Below are 25982 nucleotides of genomic sequence, written 5' to 3' on the forward strand. Positions count from 1 at the left end.
TAAAAAGCTGCAAAAATATTTTTTTATAAATATTTTAATAACTTTTGTAGCAGAATCATTTTTTACCACGTCTAGTCGTTATAATATAGAGACAATACACTGGACCAACGAACTAAACTACTTGCTGTATGAGAATTGGGTTTGATGCGAAGAGGGCTTTTAAAAACTTTACAGGCTTGGGAAATTATAGCCGTTTTATCCTGAAATCCCTCAGTGATAATTTTCCTGCAAACAATTACTACCTCTTTACCCCCGTCAATGGGCATAAAAGTGAAGAAGTGGCGATAGCCTGCAAAAACCCTAATCAGGAAATTGTACTGCCTACGAATATGTGGAAGCTTCCCGTGATGTCAAGTGCTTGGAGGAGTGTTTATCAAGGGGTAAAACATTATGATAGTGAATTGGAGATCTTTCACGGCCTGAGCAATGAAATTCCCTATATCAAAAATAAATCTACCAAATATGTGGTGACGGTACATGATCTGTTGTTTTGTCGGTATCCAGAACTTTTCAATCCCATCGATGTACAGATATATAAAATTAAAATGCAGCGATCATGCAGGGATGCCGATCAGGTTATTGCCATTAGCCAGCAGACCAAAAAAGATCTTATCAATTTTTTAGGGATAGATGAGGACAAGATCAGAGTGGTGTACCAAGGGTATCACGAAAATTATAAAAAGGAAGTCTCCTCGGAAGAGGTTCATCGTGTCAAAGCAAAGTATAATCTTCCGGACCGGTACTTGTTCTTTGTGAGCACCATCGAAAAAAGAAAAAATGTACAGTTGATCCTAAAGGCCATGAAAGCCCGGCAAGACTGGAGCATTCCCCTGGTGGTAGTGGGAAGGGCGACGTCCTATATCAATGATTTGAAAGCGATGGTAGCAGAATATGGACTTCAGAAAAGGGTGCATTTTCTTCATCATGTGGCTTTTGATGATCTTCCTGCGATGTACAAAATGGCCCATGTTTTTATTTATCCGTCTTATTTTGAGGGTTTTGGCATTCCGATTATCGAGGCGCAGAGTATGGGGACACCAGTGATCACTTCTACCGGTTCTTGTTTTCATGAAGCGGGAGGGGAAGCAGCACTTTATGGAGATCCCGATTGTCCCGATACATTGGTCCATCACCTCGAAAAAATGTCCCAAGAGGATGTCAGGTCTGAGTTTATCTCCAAAGGATTTCAAAATATCAAGCGATTTGATGAAACGATCATTTCCAACGACCTGATGAATATCTATGAAGAAGTGTTGGAGTCATACTCTGCCAAACCGATTTTGGTCACTTAAGGCCTTTCCCTTACTTAAGATGCATAACCAAAAACGTTAAGGATTATACCTTTTTTGAGCCAATTATAAAGTCATAGCGGATCACGCTGAAAAGCTTGTAGAAACATGTTTACCTGATTTTGGCCATAAAATCGATCACGATTTATCTTTGTACGAGTCCTGTAGGAATGGATGATGTGCAGGGAAAGGCCGATGCAATTCGCCGCGGCTCCTTCCCAAAAATCACATCCTGTCCCTTGCAGGGACGCTTTTATAATCGCGTCAGGTTAATGACCAATGACTAATTCATCCTTACCGCTTTGGCCTTTTTGTTCCCGGCAATTTGCTTTGCGATAAGCATAAAATACAGTGGGCCTTCGGAGAAGTATCTTTTTCCCAATCTTGCAGGTTGGTCCAAGAGGCGGTAAAGCCAGCCAAACCCAGTCTTCTTGATCCACTCAGGAGCCATTTTCTGTACCCCTGCCGCATAATCAATGGACGAGCCCAAACCAAGGCTGACAGGGATGTCATAGGCCTTTAGATACTTGCTGATAAAACGCTCTTGTTTTGGGGCTCCCAGTCCAACGACGAGTACATCCGAAGCGCTTTTTTGCAATAGTTTTACGATTTTATCCAGTTCATCAGGATCATTTTCGAATCCAAAAGGTGGACTATAGGTCCCGCTAATGGTCAGGCCAGGATATTGTTTTTCTAGTTTTTGCTTGGCAATATCTCCCACACCAGGTGCCGCACCGAGGAGAAATACCCGCATGTTTTTCTGTGCGGACACTTCACACAACTTGAAGAAAAGGGATGAGCCACTTACTTTTTCTGTAAGGGGCTGGTTCAACCATTTGGATGTCCAGACCAGAGGTTTGCCATCGGGTACAAGCAGACCTGAGGTATTGAGCACATCTTTGTACTGTTTGTCTTTGTGTGCCGCGATCAACAGGTTGATGTTTGGCGTGAAGATGGAAGTTTTTTCTTTGTTTTTGACCGCATCTACAATGTAGTCAATGGTATCTTCGAATGAAACGTCGGCCACTTGGACTCCAAGGATATCGACTTTGTTAAACTTTTTCATAAATAGGCTCTTTGATGGACGTTTTCAACAAATTGTTCCAGGAGAGAGTAGCGTATTCATGAGAGTGGTAGTTTACAATCAGGTCCCTAGCAGATTGGGACAGTTTGTGGTATTCTTCATCAGTGAGAGTCATCGCCTTTTCGATGGCTTCACTGATAAGGGTAGAATCAGGCTTATCGATCAAGAAACCTGTTTCGTGGTTTACTATATCAGCAATATCTGCAACATCCGTGCCGAGTGCCGGCAGTCCGCAAGCCATGGATTCCATCATGGCACAAGGGATGCCTTCTACCTTAGAAGTAAGGATAAAGAATCTTGACTGATGGATAAACTTCACAACATGGGGACTATGTCCCGCAAAGTGAACTTGGTCTTCCAGCTCCAGTTGTTTTACTTGCGCTTGGAGGGGTTCCATCATGGGGCCTTTACCCACCACGAGGAAGCGTGGTTTTAATCCTTTCTGCTTCAACATCCCAAGTGCCTCAATGATCAAGTTGACGTTCTTTCTTTCTTCGAGCACACCGATATAGATAAAGTCAAATTCCTTGGGTGTCCGGGGTGAGGGGAGAAAGTCCTCTTTCGTATTGATCGTACTGTGCAAAATGGAAATTTTTTCTGCAGGAATACCCTGATCAAGCCAATAGTTTTTGGTGTTGTTGCCAGGCACATTAAGGTGCTTGGCCTCATGCATGGCGTTGGAGATGACGTTGCCTACAGGCCAGATTTTCATATAATCCTGTGTAAGGTTATCGATCTCGCTGAAAATAAATGGTGTAGAGGTGACTTTTGATAAGATGTAAGCAAAGAAACCGTGCGGCTTGAAATTGTAGCTAAGGATAAGGTCAGGCTTGATCTTCCGTATTTTTGAAAACATAAAAAATGGTGAGAGCATCAGGTAAAATGGCCTGATCCTCAATAGTTTTGGTAAGATGATATACTTTAACTTATCAAATTGAGGCCCATTTTCCTTTCTGATCAAAAATATCTCATCCACCATGTCCACCTTGGCCAATGGCTTTAATTTATAAATCACTTGACTGGGCTTCAGGCCTGCTATGACAACAATTTTCATTACTACAAAAATTTTGTGGTTAGTTCACTTACTAGCAAAAGGTTCTTTTGGGGAGGGTGTCTTAATTGACTTGTTGTAAATATAGTAAAAATTGAAATTTAAATAAATAAAAATGTATTTAAATATTTTCCATGGCCAGATAGGCCTGATTGACTTCAGGCGTGATTTCGGTATCGGTTGTAGCATTAGAAATTTAGATTGCCACTATTTTTTTCTAAAGCGTGTCGAATTTCTTCTCAGGTTTGCGTATTGGGATAATATCCATGAATGGCAATTAAAGTTAGGCGATAATTGCATATTTTTGGGCTTCGCAATTTATAATATAAAATTTCAGAGGTTTATGCGCAAGTTTTTTGTTTTAAGTGTACTGGTATTGGGGATGTTTTCATGTCAGGAGGATGAAGAGGTGAATCCTGTTGGGGAGGAAAAAGATGATGAAAAGGAACAGAAAATCATTTACAAAAATCGAGGTTTATCTTCGGAATACAGTGATATTATTGCTTTTGACTTTTCGGAAACATCAATTTATCCAGGCTCAATTTTAAAATTAAGCGCTATTAGAGAGGGAAAAGCGATCGAAATAAGTGATTATTCTAAAGTGAAGGTTCCCGTTGTGGGTGATTTATTTATAAAGGGCATTAGTACAGTCACTGAGATTATTCCTTCTTATTATAATTTTTTTGAGTTTCATACAGGTCTTGTGGAAGGAAAGAGGCCAATTGATGATAATTTTTCAACATTTTATTATCAGGCAATACCCATTTATTCCAAGGGGCATTTTAAATACATTTTGGATAATTATAAAGGAGACCGCTTTGATGAAGCACTGGAAACAATCAATTTTGATAAGAAAGACCTAAAATCGAGAGGAGTGCTTTATGCGAAAAGGGATAATTATAATTACGCTATGTCTGTCCCGGAAGATGGAATATACGTTGAAGAAGACCTTCATAGCGATGAATTAAGTGGTTTGGATGCTGCGGTGATTAGCTCGGTAGATTTTGGCCGATTAGATATCATACTGTATGAATCAGAATATCCCCATTATTTGATACATGATATCATGGGTACGGCCATGACCGGAGAGGAGCTTTCAGATGAAGAAATTAACGTATTAGCCGGAATTAAAATTATATGTTATTCTATTCGAAATGAACCGGGAGTAAAAAAATATTATGAAGGTATGGGGGATGCTGATTTTTTGGAGGATTTTTATTTAGGAAAAGGTGATTATATGGAGGACGGTGATGGAACAATTTTAGGGTTCTCTGTAAGAGACTTGAAAGATCATACTTCCATAATCTTTGAAAAAGAAGTAACCTACGAGGAGCCTGTTGCTTTGGAAGATTGAAGTAGTGTATATCCGAGATTACCAATCATTTACTTTTTTAGCTAGTGCCTGTAAGAAAACGTCCAGTGTCTCATCAGAAGGCCTCTTATGGAATGAAGGGTTGCTGGAAGAGATGGAACCACAGACCACTTCCTGAAGTATAAAAGGTTTTCTAAATAATAATATCAACCCACGCAATTAGTTTCTTCACTAGAAAATCAAAAACAGCGTTTTGCTATAACTTGGGGATATTACAAGTATAGTGGAAAATATTTTTACAAATATTAGTTATTTAAATTTCATTTTAATTTGGTTCTATATGATTTAGTGTGGGTAAGTATTAACCTGAGCTCGACTTAATTTTAGTATTAAAAGCGTCATACCCTTTTTAAGAGGATGTGGGTTGGAAAAGGGTGTGGCAATCCCGAAATACTGAGACTGCCACGGCTTCCACCCGCTCAGGCCTCCCTCTAAGCCTCGCAGTGACGGTTTTATAATCGAACTGAGGTTTCTAGCTAAATCCCTAGGTGGTTTTCATCCCTTTACCTTTGTCACTTTTTTGCTTCAGGTCAAAAAAGTAACCAAAAAACCCCGCCGCTGTGCATCTATTGGGCTAAAATCAAACCTCGCCCACATGCAGGCAAACTCCTCGTGTTTAGCTTCCAACAACCATTTTTTCCACCATTTCGTCAAACAAGCCTGCCTTCTTGCCTACCCGCTTTTTAATTTCTTAACGCCCAATACCTGCAAGGCGGATCCATTTTATACAAGTTTAAAAAGACCATGGACTAAAACCATAATTTTCTCAATGGACGATCCGTATTGGAAAATCCCTTTAACTAAACGACATTGATAAAACGGGTTTAATTACTTCACGTCCAATAGCGGCTAGGTGGATGATGTCCTTGGGGCTATTTTACGAGGTGATGATTAATCATCAGGATTTTTGATAAAATAATCTACCCACTGAAATCCATATAGAGCCTTTAATTTAAATAAAATTATCAATTATTATGAAGAAGAAATTATTATTGATCGTCTTTATGGCGATGGCACTCTACTCATGTCAATAGGAAGAAGAGTTGGATCCGCAAACGACCCAAGATCGTTCCTTTGACAATTCAGAAAACCCTTTTAGATCGATGCCTACCATCTCCCAGACGGCTGAAGGTCTGGTGGTAAAGGAAAAGAAGGGAATGGAAGGGGAGAATGCCAGTACGAATTGTTCTGAGCAAACCATTACGGTTACTAAATGTTTTTCAAGTTTGACATTACTTGAGAAGGGAACTGATGGGCTAATCTACCCTGGGTCATTGTTGACCGCTGAAAGTGTACTGTCCGGCGATTACAAGGAAATTTTAGGAGTTACGAAAAGACCTCTTAATATCGTTTTCGATATTAGAGGAATGACTGGTGCTAAGAATAAATGGATTGAGCCTACTTACAGTAATTATGTGAATGCTTTGGGCGAAATGGAAGCTAAACCCATAAGCGGCTCTCAGCCAGCCTACGTCAATTTCACAACTTCAGAGGTGAAGTCAGAAGAACATCTAAAAGTGGCTGTAGGAGCTAATTTTGGCGTTTGGAAGTTTTCTAACATTTCAACGGATTTTAAGCTGGATCAAGAAAGGACCAAGACTGTAACCGTTGGTAAGTTTGTTCAGGAATACTTTACTGTAACTGCTGATCGTCCTTCTGATGGTGTTTATATAGAAGAATATCCCGACCCAAGTATCTTTGGTAGCTATTCTCCTATGTACGTATCCGAGCTTACTTATGGAAGGGTCGCGTTGTTTTTTGCTGAATCTACTCATTCTTCCGATTCTGTGGGAGCTGCTCTTGAAGCCAGTTTTAACTTCCTGGCAAATGGAAGCGGAAATGTCAGTACTGCCCAGAAGAATATTCTAAATACTTCCAGAATTAAAACACTTATTCATGGCGGATCCTCAGGAGATGCTGCTTATGTTTTTGTGAATGGCTACGAGGGGCTAAAGGATTATGTTAGTCAAGGAGGAGAAATGACCAATGATTCAAGGGGTGCCATTATTTCCTACAAATTGAGGAATTTAAGTACCCATTACACTGGGACGATTAATATTTCTGCTGATTATGAGGAAAGGGAGTGTAAAGTAGAAGTTTTTAGTTATTGGAGCGATGGAGCAAAAGACCACTTTTATAGAACAAGTTATTCTCCAACAGCAGGAGGAGGAAATTGGAGTGTAGAAGGAAGGGTCTTTTATGGTGTTCCTGCAGATCGTGAAGATGCAAAACCTGTTTATCAATATTGGAATGGAACGGGGCAAGATCATCTTTATACCTTTGATAATCAGCCTTCAATTGGTGCTTGGCAAAGAGAATATATAGCATTTTATGCTTTCGATACTAAAGTTCCAGGAACTCAGCCAGTTTATTCATATTATAATAGTGATGCAGCGGACCATTATTATAATTTCGATGTTGGTTCTACAGCTGGTGGGGGTGGAAAATGGAAAAGAGAGCATGTAGCTTTTTATGCATACCCTTGATAATTTAAAACTAGTATAAAGAAAAGAATCCCTCTGAAAATTAGTCAAGAGGGATTCTTTTTGAATGCTGCTTTCTCTTAAAATTTAGGCCTTTAAAAAAGTACTTTGTAAAAGTGATGATATCCGTATTCTTGAAAAGCGATGCGAGTGTTTCGAAACTGGAGAGGGAACTATGATAAAAATGGTTCTTTAATAGGAGTGTTTTTCGAAGGTTGTTTTCATTAACCAACGCTTGTCTTTCTTCTTTACCTAATTTTGCTTTAACCAGTTTTTCGTGAATAAGAGTTCTTGCATGGATTTCTCCAAATTTTGAGACATTGCTCTTTACAGTGATGCTTTGATCATGTCTTCGTATGAGGGTGATTGCCTCAGGGTTATCCAAATATTCCAAGGAAGCCCCTGACAGGACACATTCAATCCAAAATATCCAGTCCACCTTACTTCCGAGATTTTCTGGAAACTTTATTTTATTCTCTTTTAAGAAAACATGACTGATGAGAGGACTACTGATCACTGCAAAATTATTATTCATTAAGGTGTTCAATACTTTATGTCCTTGACCGGAAATTTTGGGAATCCATTCGAATCCCTGCATATTAAAATCCGGATAGTGGTTATCTGGTTTGCCATCCTTGAAGTAAACATTATTGGTATAGGAAATCACGTTTTCCTTTTTATGATTCAACTCTTTTAATTGAAATTCCAACTTTCGCTGACTAAGAAAATCGTCGGCATCTAAAAATTGAATATAATCTCCTTTGGCCAAGTCCAATCCAATATTTCTGGCGCCAGCATTTCCTTTGTTCTTTATTCGTTCGTATTTAAAACGTTCGTCGCCGGCAATAGAGCGTAAAGCTACCTCTTCCGTATTATCTGTTGATCCATCATCTATAATAATCGCTTCCCAGTTTGGATAGGATTGTTCTTTTAGATTACTAATTGTTTGGGGTAAAAATCTACCGTAGTTGTAGGATGGGATGATAATGGAAATTAATTTATTTTTAAACATTAGTTATCATTTTGACGCTTTTAGAGATAGTTTTTTTTGGATGTTCTTGATGAATAATTTTCTTTGATAGTTTAAATACTTTATATAGAATCTGTAAAATGTTGATCGGGGGGTGATTTGTTTTATTTTATTAAGCAAGTCCTTATTTCCTAAAGGGATTTTATACATTAACTCTTTTATCAGATTATTCCTCTTCTTGGTGTTTACCTTTAAAATATCATTATACTCTAATTTGGACAATGTGGCATTTTTCAAATACTGTGTAATTTTTTTTCGGAAAGAAATATCTCTCAATTGCATTTCATTGATTTCATAACTTGCACTTTTAGAATGTACCCTGATTAAAGTTGTTGCTTTTGGGTTAGGAAAAAACTGGTAATGTGCATTTTTTAAAGCTAATTCCAGCCAAAACTCCCAGTCTTCCAGGTGCTTAACTCCCGTAGGGAATCCACTCGAGAGAGACAATGCGGAAGCTCTCATAAGAGGGCTGCTTATTACAGCAATATTTCTGTCCACAAGAGATTTAATAGCTTCAAAACCATTAGCATCAATTTTCAGCACCCATTCAGTTCCAGTTAGTTCTTTATCAGGAAATAGTTTATCCGGATAATTATCTGCAAAATACTGATTGCTCACGTAGCTGATGTCAATATTTGGGTTTAAAAGCATATGCTGCACTTGAAGGTAAAGTTTGTCCTTGCTTAGTAAGTCATCGGCGTCCAAAAATTGAATAAATTGACCGGTTGCAGCCTTAATTCCCGTATTCCTTGCAACAGAAACGCCTTGGTTTTCTTGTTTTATATATTTGAACCTTTTGTCCTCCAAGCATGCTTCATTTATTATTTCTTCAGTTTTATCTGTAGATCCATCGTCAACAATAATAGCTTCCCAATGTGGGTAGGATTGTGTTTTTAGATTACTAATTGTTTGGGGTAAAAACCTACCGTAGTTGTAGGTTGGGATAATAATGGATACTAATTTATTAGCGGATTCCATAATGCTATTTAAATTTTCTTAATCTATTGAGATAGGAAAATAAACTTCTGCCTTCCCATTTATATTCGTAATAAAACCGCTCCCTTGCAGTGAGTTTTCTCTTTTCCTTTTCGCTTTTGGTATTAAGTGTCTGGCTTTCTAAATGGTCAACAACTGATGAGGTAACCAATGCGTGTTTTAATCCATGCTTTTGAAGGGTCATGCTATAGTCATTATCTGCAAACCAAAATTTGAATTTTGGATCAAGCTTACCTGTGATATTTAGCATTTCTCTTTTAAAAAACAAACACCAGCCTATCAATTCTTTTCGCACCTCATACCCGTAAAGCAAGCCATTATTGATTTTTATTCCATGATCGGGATGATGAATGGAACATGCGGGAGAGGCACTGCTTAGATGAGGATCATTTTCAAATGCTCTTACGATTTCCGAAGCCCAGGTTTTATGGAAAATTAGGTCGTTGTTACAAATACAAACATAGGGACTAGTGCCCATTTTAATTCCAATGTTCATGAATTTATGATAACCAAATTTTTTGTTGGGATATATTGTTACGGTATTTGGAAAATTATATCTCGGTTGAGATTTGACAGACTCAATTACAAATACATTGAATTTTACTGCAGAATCTGATTCAGATGACATTAAAGACTCCAATGCGTTTTCTGTTGTTTTGCGCAAAGACTCGTCCTTAGCATAACTTAATATGACAATATCTATTTCAATGCTGTGATTCATGTTAAAATAATTCCTTCCTATAATGATTAATTGCTTTGATATAGTTCTTGAAAAAAGTGAGTGGTGATGTATGTTTTTTCTGGAGCTTTACCAGCTCATTTATGTTTAAGAGCCCAATTTCACAAATCAACCTTTTTAATTCCGAATTTCTACATTTCATATTTAGTTTAACCAAGAAATCTTTTTGGCTTTCTTCAAAATCTGAATAGGCGATTAGTTGAATGATTTTCTTTCTTAGTATTAGATGAGACTCCTTCATTTTAATATTATAACGACTGCTCACACTTTTTGTATGTAATCGTATTTTAGTGAAGGCTTTGGGATGGTGGAAAAATTCAAATGAATTTTTGAAAAATGATAATTTCAGCCAGAATTCCCAATCTTCTAAATAAGCAGTACCCTCAGTGAATACCACTCCTGAATCTAAGATATCTTTCTTAAGTAATGGACTACTAATAACGCAAAGGTTTTGCGTTATTAGTGAGTGAACTATATTGAATCCTTTTCCACTTAATTTATGCATCCAATCTACATTTTTACCTCCATTATCTAAGAATAACTCCCCTGGATTTTTATCCAAGAAATAAAAGGATTTAGTATAACTTATATCCAACGCTGGATTTAGTTCTAAATGTTCGACTTGGAGAGATATCTTGTGTTTACTTAAGAGGTCATCACCATCTAAAAATTGTATGTAGTCGCCTGACGAATGTTTTAAACCTAAGTTTCTTGCTGAAGATACTCCCTTATTTTTTTGATTCAGATATATAAACCTCTTATCCTGCTGTTTGAATTTTTCAACTATTAGGCGGGTTTCATCTATTGATCCATCATCAATAATAATCGCTTCCCAATTATAATATGATTGATCAGTTAAATTTTTCAATGTTTCTTCTACCAAATGACCATAATTGTAAACTGGTATTATAATTGAAACTTTTTTCATTTTATAAAGCTCAAAGATTAAGAGGGGTTATTTTTCGGCTTGTTTGTATTTGATGGAATATGGCTTTTTTACTTTTATAAGTTTATAATATTGCTTGAAAAGGAATATGAAAAATGGTTTATTTAAAATATAAGTCTTCCATGTTGAGGAGTTTAAATAAAGTCGGGTTACAGTCGTTGATAGAAACCGTGACCTGAATGCTCGTTTATATTTTTTAATAAATTCTTTTTTCCCGTCGTAAAAGGTTTTGTTAATGTTTCCATCACTTTTATGGATTATGTTGAAGGGGATAACATAACAGGTGAATCCTAGCACATCAGCAATTGTACAAATATCTGCTCCATACATGTGGAACCCGGACAAATCTCTGGATAATGCTAAATTCGCACTTTTTTTGAGTAGCATAAAGTTTTCGTCAACCGACATTACTTGTATTGGAGCGTGTTTCTCCGTTAGCTTTTCTCCGTTACCTCTCGTAAGGTTTACTACTTGATACTTGAGATTTACACCACCAGCATTCCCCAAAACTCCCCATTTAGGATCCTTTTGGTTGATTTCATTTATTTTATCTTCTAAGACCGGTCTCCTATCATCATGCATAATGATGTCTTGGTGGCAGATGATGATATACCTTCCTTGCGCCTGTTGAAGAAATAAGTTGAGCCCTTTATAGGCATCTATAGCATTACCGGTAGAATTATCAATGATAAGGTATTCACAATCATCTTCACCAAAGCCTGCTTCAATGCATGAACCTTTCATTTCACTGTATTCTTGGTGATCAGTGACAAGGGTACAGATTGAAAACTGAAACGGGTATTCTGCTTTTTCCGAAATTACTTTTGATGGCCGCATTGGATTTTCCATAATTACTCTTCTACTTCACTAAACTGTTGCATATTCACTAATTTGCTGTATAGCCCTTCTTGGGCGATCAGCTGCTGGTGGTTGCCTTGCTCGATGATGCGGCCTTCTTCGAGGACGACGATGATGTCCGCATTTTGGATGGTGCTCAGCCGGTGGGCGATCACCAGGGACGTACGGTTTTTCATCAGTTTGTTCAGGGCGTCCTGTACCAGTTTTTCGGACTCCGTGTCCAAGGCGGAAGTAGCCTCGTCCAAGAGCATGATCGGTGGATTTTTCAGCACTGCCCGGGCGATGCAGATGCGTTGCTTTTGCCCTCCTGAGAGCTTCAGCCCTCTATCGCCCATGTTGGATTGGTAGCCTTCCTCACTTTGCATGATGAATTCGTGCGCATTGGCGATTCTGGCAGCGGCTTCCACTTCCTCGGCGGTAGCTTTGGGCGTACCGAAAGCGATGTTGTTAAAGATGGTGTCGTTAAAGAGGATGGACTCTTGGTTGACCATGCCCATCATGTTGCGCAGGGAATCCATGGTGACATGGGCGATGTCCGTGCCATCGATCAGCACCTGACCACTGTCCGGTTCGATAAAGCGGGGGATAAGGTCCATCATGGTGGATTTTCCGCCTCCAGAAGGGCCTACCAAAGCCACCATCTTCCCTTTTGGAATGGTAAGGTTGATATCCTTCAGTACCGGACGTCCCGGATAGGAAAAGGATAGGTCTTGGATGTCAATTTTATCGTTGAAATTAGTTATTTCGGTTGCATCCTTTTTGTCCGAAATGGCCGGCTTTTCATCGATCAGGTCCAGCACCCTTTCTCCGGCAGCAAGGCCTGAATGGATGGAGCTGAAGGCATTGGTCAGGGCTTTGGCTGGGCGCATTACTTGGCTGAATAAAGCAATGTAAGCGATAAAGTCCGAGGCGCTGAGTTCGGACTGGTTGTTGATGATCAACGAGCCACCATAAAGCACGATCCCGGAAACCATGGCCACACCGAGGGTTTCGGAGACGGGCGAACTAAGCTGCTGCCTTTTGGCCATCTTTTTGCCCAGTGAAGAATACTTGACATTCTCATCATGGAATTTGTCCTTGATCATTTCGGTGGCGTTAAAGGCCTTGATGATCTTGATCCCGGAAAGGGCCTCGTCCAGGTAACTGATCATGACACCGTACAAGTGCTGTGCCTGGCTGGCCTGGGCTTTAAGGCGCTTGACGATCTGTGCAATGACAAACGCCGAAACGGGAATCACCAACAGGGAGAAAATGGTCAGCTTGTAGGATATGGCAAAAAGCATAAAGATATAGGCCAGCAATTGGAGCGGCTCTTTAAAGATCACCTGTAAGGTGCCTGTCACCGAAAACTGTACCACCTGTACATCAGAGGATATCTTCGAGATGATGTCTCCCTTTCGTTGGTTGCTGAAGTAACCCACATGCAGGTTCATGACATTGTCAAAGACCTTTTTGCGGAGGTTGAGCAAGGTGTGGATCCGGAGGTTTTCCATCACCAGCTGGCTGAAATACCGAAACAGGTTGCCCAGTATCACTGATGCGATGATCACCGCACAGACCATCTGCAATGCTCCGAGGGCGCCATATTCTATTTTTACCTCATTGGCATAGAAGTTCAGATAGCCAAAGACATCGGTCCAACTTTCAGGTTTCGCCACTGCTGCATCACCGTTGGTGTTGAAGAGCGTGCTCAGCAAGGGAGCCAACAGTGCCAGGTTCAGCGTATTGAAGATGACTCCCAACAAGGTGAAAATCAAGTAGGGAATGGCAAACTTCTCAATCGGTTTGGCAAACGCCAATAATCTTAAATAGGTTTTCACGTGTATTTATTCTACGTTTTTTTCGGCTTTTCGCCGGATTCATACAGCTGTACTTTCCTGCAAAGGTACATAATTCTAGACTAGTCATGAGTATGACTACGCAACCCCGAGTCTTCCCGTCACTGCGAGGAGGAACGACGCGGCAGTCCCCTGTCCAGAAGACGAGATTGCTTCACTCCGCTGCTCTCCGTTCGCAATGACGTTTTCCTATTTCGTCACTGCGAGGAGGAACGACGTGGCAGTCCCCTGTTTCGAAGACGAGATTGCTTCATTCCGCTGTCGCTGCGTTCGTATGACGGGTTCCCATTCCAACCTACTAACTCTTTACCGTATCAAAAACCTCTTTCTTGATGTCAAACAGGCTTTTTTGTCCTTGATGTTTTTGCATGAGCTTTTTCAATTTGGTTTTGGAGTGTGCGATCTCAGGTTGTTTTTTCCTGTAGGCCAAATAGGCCTTGATGATCCACCATTTTCCGAGCAGTACCCGTGGCATTATTTCCACGAGGATCAGCTGAAAACGCCACTTCCATAGGTCCATTCCATCCAAATGGATGGCTTGTAGGATAAACTTGTTTCTATAAAGAACGGGATAGAGCTTCTTTTTGGTATGGTGTTTTTTGGTGGTGGAGGAGACTTCGTGATGGCAGATGGATTGGTGGTCATAATAGCACTTCCAGCCCATTCGCCAAGCCCTGAAGCTGAGATCCACGTCTTCCACGTAAAAGGGGGAATAGATTTCATCAAAACCTTCCAGTTCGAGCAGTTTTTTACGATCGATCAGGGCATTGGCACCGGAAAGGTAGGCGGTGGGCAGCCACTTTTCCGGATCCTTGGAATGGTAGAAATGCGTGGCCTTAAACTTCATTCCCTGGAAGGCCATCATCCTGGCGGCATCTTCTGTTTTGCCTTGGCTATTGATGATCTGCCCCATCACACCAAAAGTGTCCGAATGGTCAAAATACCTCCATAACCGGTCAAAGTAGTCTTTCTCCAAGGCCACATCAGAATTGAGCAACATGACCAGGTCATATTGGGCAGCCTTGATGCCTTGATTGCAGGTATAGGAGAATCCCCTGTTTTTGGGATTGACCAGTACTTGCACACTGGGAAAATGATTGTCCACAAAGGCTACTGAATCATCATCGGAGGCATCATCCACTACGATTACCTCAGCAGAAACTCCTGCTTGCTCAATAGCTTCCAGTGTGGCAGGAAGGTATCTTTCCAGCAGATGCTTTCCGTTATAGTTTGGGATGATGACCGAAATGCTCCTTTTTTCTGGCATTGTTTTCTGCTTAAATAAGCCGCTAGTGGTAACAGTACGTAAAGGTCAGACAAAATGAGACATCACTTTTCGTTTTTTTACAACCTTTATTCACAAAAAGCCAAAGTTAATATTAATTAGAGGAAGAATGGTTAGAGTCAAGGGAAAAGACAGGGCAAACGTATTTTAAAAAAGTGTTCCTATTTGCATTTATATCTGCCGTTCCTCAGGAACTTCCCTTTTTTGTGTAGTCATTTTTGGAGCAGGTGGTCACTTGCACCTTCTATATGACCCTCTGCCAAAGGCGGATGAGGCGGGATGCTCAGTTGGTTACGTATATTCAGGGTTTGACCTCAACCACGGCAAACGCTTTATATGAGCAGATGGTTGCGAAGGCGTGTACGAGCCAAATCAACTCATCATTCTTTCAGCCTATCCAGCCATTCGGGAAGATAGGCTACTGCGGTTTCCAATGTATAAATCGGGAAAAAAAGTGCCAGCGGCACGATGAATTTAGTAACCTGCGGATTCATCCGCAGGAGCTCAAGCGCTCCTCAACCTCCCGAAGGAGTGCCATCGGCACGGATGATAACTATGCCTACACCAAAATTGTCTCCATTGTTATAATCCATTAAACACGTTACCGTAAGATGATTTTTAACGGTTGCTCAATGCATTTATATAAAAGAATGGCCGACAGTTGTAGGATTATAAACTGCAATCCCAAGTTGGGTATGTGTAGGGACAAATAGTTTTTGAATATTCCCATGTGAATCAAATAGAAAGCAAAGCTACTATTGCCCATTAAGATGAAAATAGGGGAAGATAACGCATCTCTTAGCCATGTCTTTTCCTGAATAAGCCCCCATAATAGGGGGCATATACCAAATATTGGTAACATAATATTGTTGGTTATTATGCCAAGCCAAGAGTTATCACCTGTGGAGTCACCTTTGGACAAAATCGCTAGGCATACCAAGGATAGCAGAATAAACCCAGTTCCAAATTGGGTGAAATACATAAATGAAGTCCTTGTTTTATTTACAAAGCATTTGGCCAATAACATACCTGCGACAAATTCAGTGATGCGTCCAAAAAAAGTAAAATGGAACATGAATTTTACATTCGGTAAAGGCTCAAATGGAAAATCGTATGACAAAATCGTTAATAGTATTCCTGTAAACGTTATGGAACTAATAATCAAAAATACCGAGTAATTGATAGGCTTTTTGAAGAGAAAATGAGCTATAAAAGGGGCGGAAAGGTAGAATGACTCCTCGACTGTCAATGTCCACGATTGAGCAATTCCTGTAAAGATAAAGTCATTGAACAGGCCTTTTAGCATTGTTATATTCATGCCTAAAGCCCACCATTGAAAGGTTTTGAGCTCTCCATAATAGGTAAATATTATGGCATAGGTACCAAGGGTAAGTAAAAAGTATAATGGATATATCCGAGTGAAGCGTCTCCACAGATAAGTTCGGAAATTGATTTGAGGAGGTGATAAATAATTATAAGTTATGATAAACCTACTAAGAACAAAGAAAATCGTTACTCCTATGTGTAGTTCATTTATCGTCTTGATGAGAATGGAGGGATAATTAGTGCCAAAGAGAGGATTGAAATGGTGAAGAAATACCATCCAAGCCGAAATGGCACGTAGTCCTGTAAGTGCTGGTAAATATGGTTTTGTAGTGCTATCCAAAATTAAAAAAGACCGTGCAAGATAGTAATTTATGGTCAGGTAAATAATATATAGTATTCATAACTATCAGCAATAAACAGCGACAGTGAACGCTAAGAAGGATTTTTACTAATTACTGACGTTTTTATACTAATTAATTTTAGTGGTTTGAGGTAAATTTGATCATTGGAAATCCCAAGATGGTTTTCCCGGTAAAATTTCATTGGCCCAAAATAATTACAATGTTGGACAGTTGTTTTGTGGCATCGATCCAAAGGCGATGTCTGTATAAAAATATTTTCCCCCATCTTTTTTTGCTGATTGGCCTGATGGTCTTTGGTCAGGAAACCCTGGCGCAGCAGGACGTTGGACAATGGCGTGAAGCTCCTGCGCCCCTGTACCAAGACCCGATTTATGATGGAGCAGCCGATTCAGTAATGATCTGGAACAGACAGGAAGGAGCTTGGTGGATGCTTTATACTGCCCGTCGTGCCAATATACCCACTTCAGGTGTTTCGGCCTATTATGGTACCAAAATTGGAATTGCCGAGACCAGAGATCATGGCCAAACTTGGGTGTTCAGGGGCTACCTTGACTTGGAATTTGAGCGAGGTTGGAATACCTTTTGGGCTCCCGAAGTAATATTTCATGAGGGACAATATCATATGTTTGTCTCCTATATTCAAGGAGCCCGGAACGAATGGGGAGGCGCCAGTCATATCCATCATTTTACTAGCGAAAACCTTTGGGACTGGGATCATAATGGCCCTTTGACACTTTCTTCTGATAAAATCATCGATGCGACCATCTTTCGAATGGACAGTGGGAAGTTTAGAATATGGTATAAGGATGATAGCCGTGGCGGGATCACCATGGTCTCAGAGTCCGATGATTTGGTGAGTTGGGAAACCAAGGATATGCCTGCTATCAGTGGGGATGCTCATGAAGGCCCGAAGGTTTTTCAGTTCCAAGGATATTATTGGATGTTGACCGATGAATGGCAGGGGATGCGTGTGTACCGGTCAAATGATTTGAAAAATTGGACCAAACAAGGGCTTGTATTGGATAAGCCATCAGATAGAAAGGATGATACGCCCAGTGGTGCGCATGGGGATGTGTTGGTGTTCGGAGACACTGCTTATGTGTTTTATTTCACACATCCTGGCAGGTCCAGCCACCTGAAAGCAAAGCCCGGTAATTCTTTCCATCAGAATCATCGCACAACCATTCAGGTGGCTCCACTGATCTTTGACGGTGAAACCCTAAAGGATGATAGAAGCAGACCGTTTGACTTTTACTTGGAGGATGGTGAGTGAGAAGAAAGTATCAAGTATCAGGATTTGGGATGGGGCTTAGTAACCGTGGGTTCCTTTCGGCTCCGCTCAAGGATACCCTTCTGCTCTGGTGAGAAATCCATGGGAGATTTTAAAAATAATTATATCGCAACTCAGGAGATGAAATGCACATTATAAGCTTGAAATCATTAAACTAAAAACATAAACCTATAAACCTGTTGTGTCCTTTCTTCATGAACCGCTCAAAATGGCGGTTTGTGGAGTAGGGCAAAAAAAATCTCAGATCATGAGTATTAAAAAGATTCTAAAAATTGGTCTTGCCTGCCTGCTGTACAGTTCATCTATAGGGTTATTATGGGCGCAGCAAATGATGTTTGCCGATTCCAGCAGGTTGGGCAGGCCTTTTTCCAAGGATCCTCATGTGGTCAAGTTTGAAGGTCGGTACCTGATGTACTTTTCGGTTCCTCCGGTTCCTGACCAAGCAGGCGGATGGGGAATAGCGATAGCAGAAAGTGATGACTTGATCCATTGGGAGCGAATAGGAGAAATAGCAGCTACAGAGGAGTATGAAAAAAATGGCTTCTGTGCTCCGGGGGCTTTGGTAAAGGATGGAAAAGTACATTTGTTTTACCAAACCTATGGCAATGGTGCCAAGGATGCCATTTGCCATGCCTATTCTACTGACGGGATCCATTTTACCAGAAATGCCACGAACCCGATTTTTGCCCCACATGCCAATGACTGGAGCAATGGCCGGGCCATTGATGCGGAAGTATATTCCTTTAAAGACCATTATTTTCTGTATTTTGCGACAAGGGATCCCAAGGGAGAAATCCAGATGCAAGGTGTGGCCAAAGCTGATGCGAATACGGATTTTAGTCGCGAAGACTGGACCTTGGCCAAAGACGCTTCCATCCTCAAGCCAGAACTGGAGTGGGAAGGAAAGTGTGTGGAAGGTGCTTCCATTATCGAGCGTAAGGGGAAATTGTATATGTTTTATGCCGGCAGTTATAATAATGCTCCCCAGCAGGTAGGTGTTGCAGTCAGCAAGGATGGTGTGAATTGGAAGCGGGTTTTTGACCGGCCATTTTTAGCCAATGGAAAGCCCGGAGAGTGGAACAGCAGTGAATCTGGCCACCCTCATATTTTTGATGATAAAGACATAGGAAAGTCATTCCTTTTTTATCAGGGAAATGATGACCAAGGCCATACATGGTGGCTTTCCAATGTCGAAGTCGGATGGAAAAAAGGAAAACCTTATTTGAAGGAATAGAAAGCGAAATTTATAGTGAAATGAAGAAAATGAGAAGTGCCTGGTTGGTCAGTTTAGCGTTATGGGTGGTAGCTGGTTCTGCTTGTCAATCGGGCAAAGAAGTACGAAATGAGGAATTTGCTGTCGATCCAGTGGCTATTGTCAATCCCGTTTTGCCTGGCGATCACCCTGATCCGACGGTGGTAAAGGTAGGCGAGTTTTATTACGCTTCTGCTACATCCAATGAATGGGCGCCACTCTTTCCGATCTTCAAGTCAGCCGATTTGGTAAATTGGGAAATTGTAAACTATGTCTTTCCAGAAGGCGCCCCAGACTGGGCAAGGAATAATTTCTGGGCCCCAGAATTGGCCTATGATGAAAAGCAAGGGAAGGTTTACGCCTACTACACGGCAAGGGATAAGGAAAGCAACCGGCTTAGCGTGGCGGTGGCCAGTGCGGACTCACCTGAGGGGACATTTACGGACCATGGTCCATTGGTGGCGCAGGAGTTGGGTTCCATTGATGCTTATGAAGTTCGGGATGAAAAAGGTAAGCTCTTTTTGACTTGGAAGGAGGATGGTAATAGCAAAGGACAACCGACTCCCATTTGGGCACAAGAAATCAATGAGGAAAGGACCGAACTACTTGGAGAACCCCATGAGCTTTTCCGCAATGACGAGGAATGGGAAATGCACCTGATCGAAGGCATCAGCATTTTCCGGAAAAATGATTACTTCTACGCGACCTATTCGGCAGGAGCCTGCTGTGACGTCGCCTGTAATTACAGGGCAGGGGTAGCCAGGGCAAAAAACCTCTTAGGCCCCTGGGAAAAGTATGAAAAGAATCCCGTATTGATGGACAATGCCGATTGGAAATGTGCAGGGCATGGAACAGTGGTAAAAAAAGGAGATGATCATTATTTGCTCTACCATGCCTATAGTACAGTTGGAAGTGTCTATGTAGGAAGGGAAGGCGTATTGGAAAAAATCAATTGGACGGAAGATGGTTGGCCTGTTTTCGAAAATAAAGCAACTTATGACCGGGAAAAGTCCTCGCTGACATATACTGATGATTTTAGTGGGAGCCTGAACCCGATCTGGCAATGGCGAGTGACCCAACATATCCAGTACACCACTGGTGATCATGGACTTATTTTGGATGCCTCTGAGGAAAATGAGCAGCTGGGTACCCTGTTGGTGCAGAAATCTACCTCTCCTGATTACACCATCGAAGTGACGATTGATCCCGCTGAAAGTGACGCTATGGGAGGGATCCTTTTGGTGGGCGGTGCCCATAACGGATTTGGTGCACCCGTGGCTGGAATGGGCATAGCGGTCACAGATGGAGAAGTCCAGGTGATCGAAAACCGCGACCAAGCTTTGGAGGTAAAAGCTACAGGGAAATTGGCTGGCCATGCGGTGGTGAAGTTGAAAATGGAGGTGACAGAAGGACATTTGTTGAGCTTTAGCTACCTTCAGGACGGTGCCGAATGGAGCACGGTAGGAGGCCAGTACGATGCGGCTCACTTGGTGCCTTGGGGCATGGGCTATCGCTTGGGAATTTTTGCCAAAGGCAAAACTGACCAACAAGTGAACTACAAGCAGGTAAATATCTCCGCGAATTGATTGGCTGAAGTTTACCCTGCTGTCATTGAAAGCGGTGTTTGCAGTGATGAAAGGGGAGGGCAGATGGACCATGAAGCCATCTCGTTTTCGAGCAAAAGATTGCTTCACTCCGCTGCCGCAGCGTTCGCTATGACGATTTAACCCGGATTATGCGTTAGGAATCGTAGTGAGAGCTGAAATTGCAAGAAAATCAGTTAGTTTGGAGGCATTAGCGTAGCACCGCTACGGTTATGCCGAAAACTAAAGTATAACGGCTGATTTTGAAGCAGTTTAAGGTCGCAACAGATAGGATAATGCATATTCCGGGTTTAAGAAGAACAATATTAAGAAATATCATATAACCCACTTTATAATGAGAACTACGTTAGCATTAACAGCACTGGCACTGGCCGGGACAGTAGCTTGCCAGTCAAAAACCTCAAAAGATAGCACGGCGACTTCAGCAAAAGTCGAAGAGACGAAACGTGCTGGAAACCCGATCGTAGAAGGTTGGTATGCAGATCCGGAAGGAATTATTTATGGGGATACTTATTGGGTTTACCCTACTTATTCGGATGAGTATGAAAAGCAAGTCTTTATGGATGCTTTTTCTTCCAAGGATCTTGTGAACTGGACCAAGCATGAGCGCATCATTGATACTGCAGAGGTGAAATGGGCAGAAAAAGCCATGTGGGCACCAGGTGTCATCAGCAAGGACGATAAGTATTACCTGTTTTTTGCAGCCAATGATGTACATGAAGGAGAAGTTGGCGGCATTGGCGTGGCCGTGGCCGATCAGCCGCAGGGACCGTTTAAGGATTTGCTCGGTGAGCCATTGATCAATGAAATCGTCAACGGAGCACAGCCGATCGATCAATATATTTTTAAGGATCAAGACGGTACCTTCTATATGTATTACGGTGGATGGGGACATTGTAATGTGGTAAAGCTTAATGAGGACTTTACCGGTATCGTGCCATTTGAAGATGGAGAGCTGTACAAGGAGGTGACACCTGAAGGCTATGTGGAAGGGCCATTCATGTTTATTAAAGATGGCAAATATTATTTTATGTGGTCTGAAGGTGGCTGGGGAGGTCCTGATTATTCGGTAGCCTATGCGATTGCAGATAGCCCTTTTGGCCCTTTTGAAAGAGAAGATATCATCCTCCAGCAAGATGCGGAGGTAGCCACAGGCGCTGGACACCACTCTGTGATACATGCTCCGGGAGAGGAAGACTATTATATCGTTTATCACAGAAGACCACTTACGGAAACTCACCATAATCACCGAGTGACCTGCATCGATAAGATGGAGTTTGATAAAAACGGTAAGATCAAACCAGTGAAAATTACCTTTGAAGGTGTGGCTGCTGATCCGTTACAGTAATTTCCTGAGGTAGCGGAAGGAGGTATGACAACTTTACTGTTCGGGATTTACAATTCCGAGCTGGGATAAGGGGGATTTGAAATCCCCCTAGACCATTTGTCAGTAGCACAAACATCAAAAAGGATATTTTAGATCTCCGGTGACTTACGTGCATTAGCCTGACGAATAAGTTTGTCCCAGATAGAGAAGTATGACGAAGTTATGTTGGTTTCACTATGTGGGACAGCTGCATTTGTAAGGACGCTACGATTTAAAAACAATTATTATCGTCCGACTAAATTTTACATAGACTGAAAAAGTAGGTTTAAACGATAATCGGAAAGATTTTTTCGATTTTCTAAAACTAGCCCGTACGCAGAAGAGGTGATCAAAAAGTCCCCTTTAGGAGGGTAGGGATGAATTTTAACGAAATTCCTTCCAAAGCAAAGGCTTTGCTCGGACGTCACTAAAAAAGCATTATGATAAAGAAACCTATAAACCTAATCGCTTCGTTGAGCTTGGCAGCCATGCTGTTGAGTTGTGGAGGCCAACAGCAGACACAAGAAAAAACCCAAAGCACCGCAGTTGCTACAGCGGCCAAAGGAGAAAGATGGAGCAAGGAAAAAGCCAAGGCTTGGTATGCAGCCCAAGATTGGCTAGTCGGGGCTAATTTTAATCCCAGCAATTCCATTAATCAATTGGAGATGTGGCAGGAGGATACTTTTTCGCCAGAATTGATCGATAAAGAACTGGGCTGGGCAGAAGATATCGGCATGAACACCATGCGAGTGTACCTGCATGATCTGGCATATCAGCAAGATCCTGAGGGCTTTTTGGATCGAATGGACCAGATGCTGGTGCTGATGGAAAAGCACCATATGAAGCCATTGTTCGTGATATTTGACTCCTGTTGGGACCCGTTTCCAGAAGCCGGAGATCAACGTGCACCCAAACCCCATGTCCATAATTCCGGTTGGGTGCAGAGTCCCGGCTTTTATGCCTTGGAAGATAGTACTCAATATCCAAGGTTGGAAAAATATGTGAAAGCGGTGGTAGGCAGGTTTGCCAATGATGACCGAATTTTGGGATGGGATATATGGAATGAACCAGACAATGATACGGGCGTTTCTTACCGTGACAAGGAACACCCCAATAAGGTAGATTATGTATTGCCGTTGATGAAGGATGCCTTTGCGTGGGCGAGGTCACAACATCCTTCGCAGCCATTGACCTCCGGTGTATGGTTGGGAGATTGGTCTTCGGAGGAGGTGATGACGCCACTCCAATTGGCACAGCTTCATCTTTCTGATATTATTTCCTTTCACAACTACGACTCACCAGAAGAGTTCCAAAAGCGCATCAATTGGCTGAAACGGTATGATCGGCCGATGATGTGTACCGAATACATGGCCCGTCCAAATGGCAGCACCTTTGAAGGCTTTTTGCCTATTGCCAAGGAGGAAAATATAGCGATGTTCAACTGGGGATTGGTAGATGGAAAAACCCAGACCAAGTATCCATGGGACAGTTGGGAAAAGGACTACACTGCTGAGCCTGACCTTTGGTTTCATGAAGTGTTCCATACAGATGGGACGCCGTACAAAAAATCAGAAACAGACTTGATCAAATCCCTCACGGAAAGATGATAGAGGGGATGGACAAGGGGATTTTAGCAATCATCATGTTTATAACTTCTTGCTTTGGGGCAGGAAGTCCCCCTGATCCCAATAACTATACGATTCGCTGGGATAAATCCTCGTTGGAGAAAGTTTCAGCGGATGGATATCGCTATGCAGGCTATGCCAGATGCCGGGAATTGGCAGATGGTAATCTGGGATTGGCGTATGAGGCCAGCGGCAATATTTTGTTTAGAATCAGAACCGAAAAGGGGTGGAAAGCGCCAGTTCTTGTGGCTGCCGAAACACCCGGTATAGGGTTGGCAGTGCCGGATTTTACCGTTTTGGAGAATGGAGATATATTGTTAGGGTATAATCCCCGACCAAGGAGAAACACCCAAGGCAAGCACTTCGGCATTCGGACGGTAAGAAGCACGGACAATGGAAATACATGGAAAGACGACCAGCTGGTGTATGAAGCTGGGACTAGCTTCAGTGATGGCTGCTGGGAACCGGTGTTTCTCCAACTTCCAGATGGGGACATTCAGCTTTACTTTGCCGACGAAAGCATCTTTACCCAGTCCAATGAGCAGCGAATAGCCATGGTTTCCTCCGCGGATGGTGGTGCTACTTGGAGTACGGAACCTAAAACAGTGAGTTTTAGTGAAGGATCCAGAGATGGAATGCCAGTTCCCATTTGGCTGGAAAAGCAGAAGCGTATTGCCTTGGCGATAGAGGACAATGGGTTTGGTCCTTTCAAACCCTATATTCTTTATAGTGAAGGCAAAGAATGGGAAGAGGGAGTAAGCCGAGATTCCCCCAAACGATTATACGCCATGGCTGATAGTTTGCCCCAGAATGATTATGCAGGGGCTCCCTACTTGGCCCAAGCATCAAATGGATTGACCTTGCTATCTTTTCAGTGGGGTGATAAGCTTGAAAATGCACAAATGGCAGTGGCGATTGGAGATGATCAGGTCCAAAACTTCACCAATACAACATGGCCTTTTCCTTTAGCAAAAGGCAAAATTGGTCATTGGAATAGCTTGATGGTATTGTCTGATGGAAAAATTATTGCGCTAACTAGCACTAATGGTTTTAGCAGTAATGGCCAGACGGAAGTTTGGATGATTATGGGAGAATTGAGTATGAAATAGTTTTTTAAACAGTGGGATGAATTTTATTTGCCAATCACGAAGCCTATGCTTACCAGGTTGCGGTTGATTTCTAACGATTTCAATAATTCAATAAAACTGTTGTTTTGATACTGAATAAAAAATAATTTAATTATTTTGTTGAATAATTTGCAAAATAAAGAAGGTGTTATTACCTTTACATCATAAGGAAAAGACAAAAGGTCTTTTAGATACTGTAGAGTGATGAAATTGGCAGACATGCCCCCCTGTCTCGGGGGTGGGGAGTTTGGGATAAAGCAAACATGGAGCTCGTGTTTTGCCTAACTGCCCCGTGGAGGTTCGAGTCCTTCTCCTACAGCAGGTTATTTTGGGTTTATTGTTAATTGACTAAAGCTATGAGATTGTTTTCATAGCTTTTTTTCATTTAAGGCAATTTTACTTGTTTTCGGCTTATTTCGTCTAGTCCTCATTTGGGATGCGGACTTCCGAGTAAGGCATTTGTAATGCCACCCGTATAGTAAAAACTTGATCTCGTTTTAAACCACCATCACTGTTTAAAAGAAACCATATATGATGGTATATATATTTCGTGCCGCTGGCACTTCCTAGAGCGGTGGAGAACACCTCTCCATCCTGCGGCTGAATCCGCAGGTTACTGTATAGGCCATGCCGCTGGCATTATAACCATGAATATCAATGTCGTTTATGAAGGAAAAAAGCTGGGGAGAGGTTAAGGGCATGTTACGATGTACAATTGTAGGTCAAAGCCCAATCGTGGGGCTACTGTCCAACAGCTCTACGATTCCACAGTTCTACAATTAACTCAAAACCCTTTTTAAGCAATGGTGAGAAAATTGAATTTCAAAAAATCCATGTAGAAATTCTTCGCACCTCACTGGTCCTCATTTGGGATGTGGAGTGATGAGAAGGGCATTTATGTGCAATGATAAACCGAGGTCAAATTGTGGGACTACAGTCCAACAATTCTACAATTCCACAGTTCTACAAATAACGCTAAATCCATTATCATCATAAATCACCTATTCGTCTAGTCCTCATTTGGGATGCGGACTTCCGAGTAAGGCATTTGTAATGCC

The 25982-nt window shown here is 41.6% G+C and carries 19 protein-coding genes; 9 read left to right on the top strand and 10 right to left on the bottom strand.

What is annotated here, in order from left to right; genetic code table 11:
• Positions 1-128 precede the first annotated feature (128 nt).
• On the top strand, positions 129-1292 hold the full coding sequence (locus tag FDP09_RS12785; RefSeq protein WP_137403034.1) for a glycosyltransferase family 4 protein: 1164 nt from the start codon (positions 129-131) through the stop codon (positions 1290-1292).
• A gap of 280 nt (positions 1293-1572) precedes the next feature.
• Here the strand turns inward: FDP09_RS12785 and FDP09_RS12790 are convergent, their stop codons facing one another.
• Complete coding sequence (locus FDP09_RS12790) at positions 1573-2355, bottom strand: WecB/TagA/CpsF family glycosyltransferase (RefSeq protein ID WP_137403035.1); 783 nt, start codon at positions 2353-2355, stop codon at positions 1573-1575.
• The gene (locus tag FDP09_RS12795; protein ID WP_137403036.1) at positions 2342-3427 is read right to left on the bottom strand and encodes a glycosyltransferase; all 1086 of its coding nucleotides are present in this window, start codon (positions 3425-3427) and stop codon (positions 2342-2344) included. Before FDP09_RS12795 ends, FDP09_RS12790 begins: the two co-directional genes overlap by 14 nt.
• Positions 3428-3767: 340 nt before the next feature.
• On the opposite strand from FDP09_RS12795, the gene FDP09_RS12800 reads away from it, so the two are divergent.
• Positions 3768-4778 carry a hypothetical protein gene (locus FDP09_RS12800; RefSeq protein ID WP_137403037.1) on the top strand — a complete coding sequence of 337 codons (1011 nt, stop codon included), beginning with the start codon at positions 3768-3770 and terminating at the stop codon, positions 4776-4778.
• 1121 nt (positions 4779-5899) lie between these two features.
• Complete coding sequence (locus FDP09_RS12805; RefSeq protein ID WP_137403038.1) at positions 5900-7282, top strand: thiol-activated cytolysin family protein; 1383 nt, start codon at positions 5900-5902, stop codon at positions 7280-7282.
• A gap of 40 nt (positions 7283-7322) precedes the next feature.
• Here the strand turns inward: FDP09_RS12805 and FDP09_RS12810 are convergent, their stop codons facing one another.
• From FDP09_RS12810 to FDP09_RS24295, 8 genes are all read right to left on the bottom strand, one after another.
• Complete coding sequence (locus FDP09_RS12810) at positions 7323-8291, bottom strand: glycosyltransferase family 2 protein (RefSeq protein WP_137403039.1); 969 nt, start codon at positions 8289-8291, stop codon at positions 7323-7325.
• A gap of 6 nt (positions 8292-8297) precedes the next feature.
• Positions 8298-9287 (bottom strand): glycosyltransferase family 2 protein, encoded by a 990-nt coding sequence (locus FDP09_RS12815; protein ID WP_137403040.1) that lies wholly within the window; start codon positions 9285-9287, stop codon positions 8298-8300.
• Between the two features lie 4 nt (positions 9288-9291).
• Positions 9292-10026, bottom strand: a complete 735-nt coding sequence (locus tag FDP09_RS12820; protein ID WP_137403041.1) for a glycosyltransferase family 2 protein — start codon at positions 10024-10026, stop codon at positions 9292-9294.
• A gap of 1 nt (position 10027) precedes the next feature.
• Positions 10028-10972: a glycosyltransferase family 2 protein gene (locus FDP09_RS12825; RefSeq protein WP_137403042.1), complete on the bottom strand. Its 945-nt coding sequence runs from the start codon at positions 10970-10972 to the stop codon at positions 10028-10030.
• A gap of 27 nt (positions 10973-10999) precedes the next feature.
• Entirely contained in the window at positions 11000-11839 is an 840-nt protein-coding gene (locus tag FDP09_RS12830; protein WP_137403043.1) for a hypothetical protein, read from the bottom strand.
• Between the two features lie 2 nt (positions 11840-11841).
• Positions 11842-13668, bottom strand: a complete 1827-nt coding sequence (locus FDP09_RS12835) for an ABC transporter ATP-binding protein (RefSeq protein ID WP_137403044.1) — start codon at positions 13666-13668, stop codon at positions 11842-11844.
• A gap of 316 nt (positions 13669-13984) precedes the next feature.
• Positions 13985-14953 carry a glycosyltransferase family 2 protein gene (locus FDP09_RS12840; protein WP_137403045.1) on the bottom strand — a complete coding sequence of 323 codons (969 nt, stop codon included), beginning with the start codon at positions 14951-14953 and terminating at the stop codon, positions 13985-13987.
• A gap of 619 nt (positions 14954-15572) precedes the next feature.
• The gene (locus FDP09_RS24295; RefSeq protein WP_137403046.1) at positions 15573-16637 is read right to left on the bottom strand and encodes an acyltransferase family protein; all 1065 of its coding nucleotides are present in this window, start codon (positions 16635-16637) and stop codon (positions 15573-15575) included.
• 221 nt (positions 16638-16858) lie between these two features.
• Between FDP09_RS24295 and FDP09_RS12850 the strand changes: the two genes are divergently transcribed.
• From FDP09_RS12850 to FDP09_RS12875, 6 genes are all read left to right on the top strand, one after another.
• A complete protein-coding gene (locus tag FDP09_RS12850) occupies positions 16859-17932 on the top strand; it encodes a family 43 glycosylhydrolase (RefSeq protein WP_137403047.1) in 1074 nt (357 codons plus the stop codon).
• A gap of 265 nt (positions 17933-18197) precedes the next feature.
• Entirely contained in the window at positions 18198-19184 is a 987-nt protein-coding gene (locus FDP09_RS12855; protein WP_137403048.1) for a family 43 glycosylhydrolase, read from the top strand.
• Positions 19151-20788: a family 43 glycosylhydrolase gene (locus tag FDP09_RS12860; protein WP_229683438.1), complete on the top strand. Its 1638-nt coding sequence runs from the start codon at positions 19151-19153 to the stop codon at positions 20786-20788. The genes FDP09_RS12855 and FDP09_RS12860 overlap by 34 nt, the downstream gene beginning before the upstream one ends.
• Before the next feature lie 352 nt (positions 20789-21140).
• The gene (locus FDP09_RS12865) at positions 21141-22154 is read left to right on the top strand and encodes a glycoside hydrolase family 43 protein (RefSeq protein WP_137403049.1); all 1014 of its coding nucleotides are present in this window, start codon (positions 21141-21143) and stop codon (positions 22152-22154) included.
• Positions 22155-22612: 458 nt separating this feature from the next.
• On the top strand, positions 22613-23779 hold the full coding sequence (locus FDP09_RS12870; protein ID WP_137403050.1) for a cellulase family glycosylhydrolase: 1167 nt from the start codon (positions 22613-22615) through the stop codon (positions 23777-23779).
• Positions 23776-24906 carry a sialidase family protein gene (locus FDP09_RS12875; RefSeq protein WP_137403051.1) on the top strand — a complete coding sequence of 377 codons (1131 nt, stop codon included), beginning with the start codon at positions 23776-23778 and terminating at the stop codon, positions 24904-24906. The genes FDP09_RS12870 and FDP09_RS12875 overlap by 4 nt, the downstream gene beginning before the upstream one ends.
• The last annotated feature ends 1076 nt before the right edge of the window (positions 24907-25982 follow it).

The organism is Echinicola rosea, from assembly GCF_005281475.1.
Lineage (GTDB): Bacteria > Bacteroidota > Bacteroidia > Cytophagales > Cyclobacteriaceae > Echinicola > Echinicola rosea.

Coding starts and splice junctions, on each gene's coding strand:
- FDP09_RS12785 (WP_137403034.1), top strand. CDS start 129: ATGAGAATTGGGTTTGATGCGAAGAGGGCTTTTAAAAACTTTACAGGC.
- FDP09_RS12790 (WP_137403035.1), bottom strand. CDS start 2,355: ATGAAAAAGTTTAACAAAGTCGATATCCTTGGAGTCCAAGTGGCCGAC.
- FDP09_RS12795 (WP_137403036.1), bottom strand. CDS start 3,427: ATGAAAATTGTTGTCATAGCAGGCCTGAAGCCCAGTCAAGTGATTTAT.
- FDP09_RS12800 (WP_137403037.1), top strand. CDS start 3,768: ATGCGCAAGTTTTTTGTTTTAAGTGTACTGGTATTGGGGATGTTTTCA.
- FDP09_RS12805 (WP_137403038.1), top strand. CDS start 5,900: ATGCCTACCATCTCCCAGACGGCTGAAGGTCTGGTGGTAAAGGAAAAG.
- FDP09_RS12810 (WP_137403039.1), bottom strand. CDS start 8,291: ATGTTTAAAAATAAATTAATTTCCATTATCATCCCATCCTACAACTAC.
- FDP09_RS12815 (WP_137403040.1), bottom strand. CDS start 9,287: ATGGAATCCGCTAATAAATTAGTATCCATTATTATCCCAACCTACAAC.
- FDP09_RS12820 (WP_137403041.1), bottom strand. CDS start 10,026: ATGAATCACAGCATTGAAATAGATATTGTCATATTAAGTTATGCTAAG.
- FDP09_RS12825 (WP_137403042.1), bottom strand. CDS start 10,972: ATGAAAAAAGTTTCAATTATAATACCAGTTTACAATTATGGTCATTTG.
- FDP09_RS12830 (WP_137403043.1), bottom strand. CDS start 11,839: ATGGAAAATCCAATGCGGCCATCAAAAGTAATTTCGGAAAAAGCAGAA.
- FDP09_RS12840 (WP_137403045.1), bottom strand. CDS start 14,953: ATGCCAGAAAAAAGGAGCATTTCGGTCATCATCCCAAACTATAACGGA.
- FDP09_RS12850 (WP_137403047.1), top strand. CDS start 16,859: ATGTTGGACAGTTGTTTTGTGGCATCGATCCAAAGGCGATGTCTGTAT.
- FDP09_RS12855 (WP_137403048.1), top strand. CDS start 18,198: ATGAGTATTAAAAAGATTCTAAAAATTGGTCTTGCCTGCCTGCTGTAC.
- FDP09_RS12860 (WP_229683438.1), top strand. CDS start 19,151: ATGGAAAAAAGGAAAACCTTATTTGAAGGAATAGAAAGCGAAATTTAT.
- FDP09_RS12865 (WP_137403049.1), top strand. CDS start 21,141: ATGAGAACTACGTTAGCATTAACAGCACTGGCACTGGCCGGGACAGTA.
- FDP09_RS12870 (WP_137403050.1), top strand. CDS start 22,613: ATGATAAAGAAACCTATAAACCTAATCGCTTCGTTGAGCTTGGCAGCC.
- FDP09_RS12875 (WP_137403051.1), top strand. CDS start 23,776: ATGATAGAGGGGATGGACAAGGGGATTTTAGCAATCATCATGTTTATA.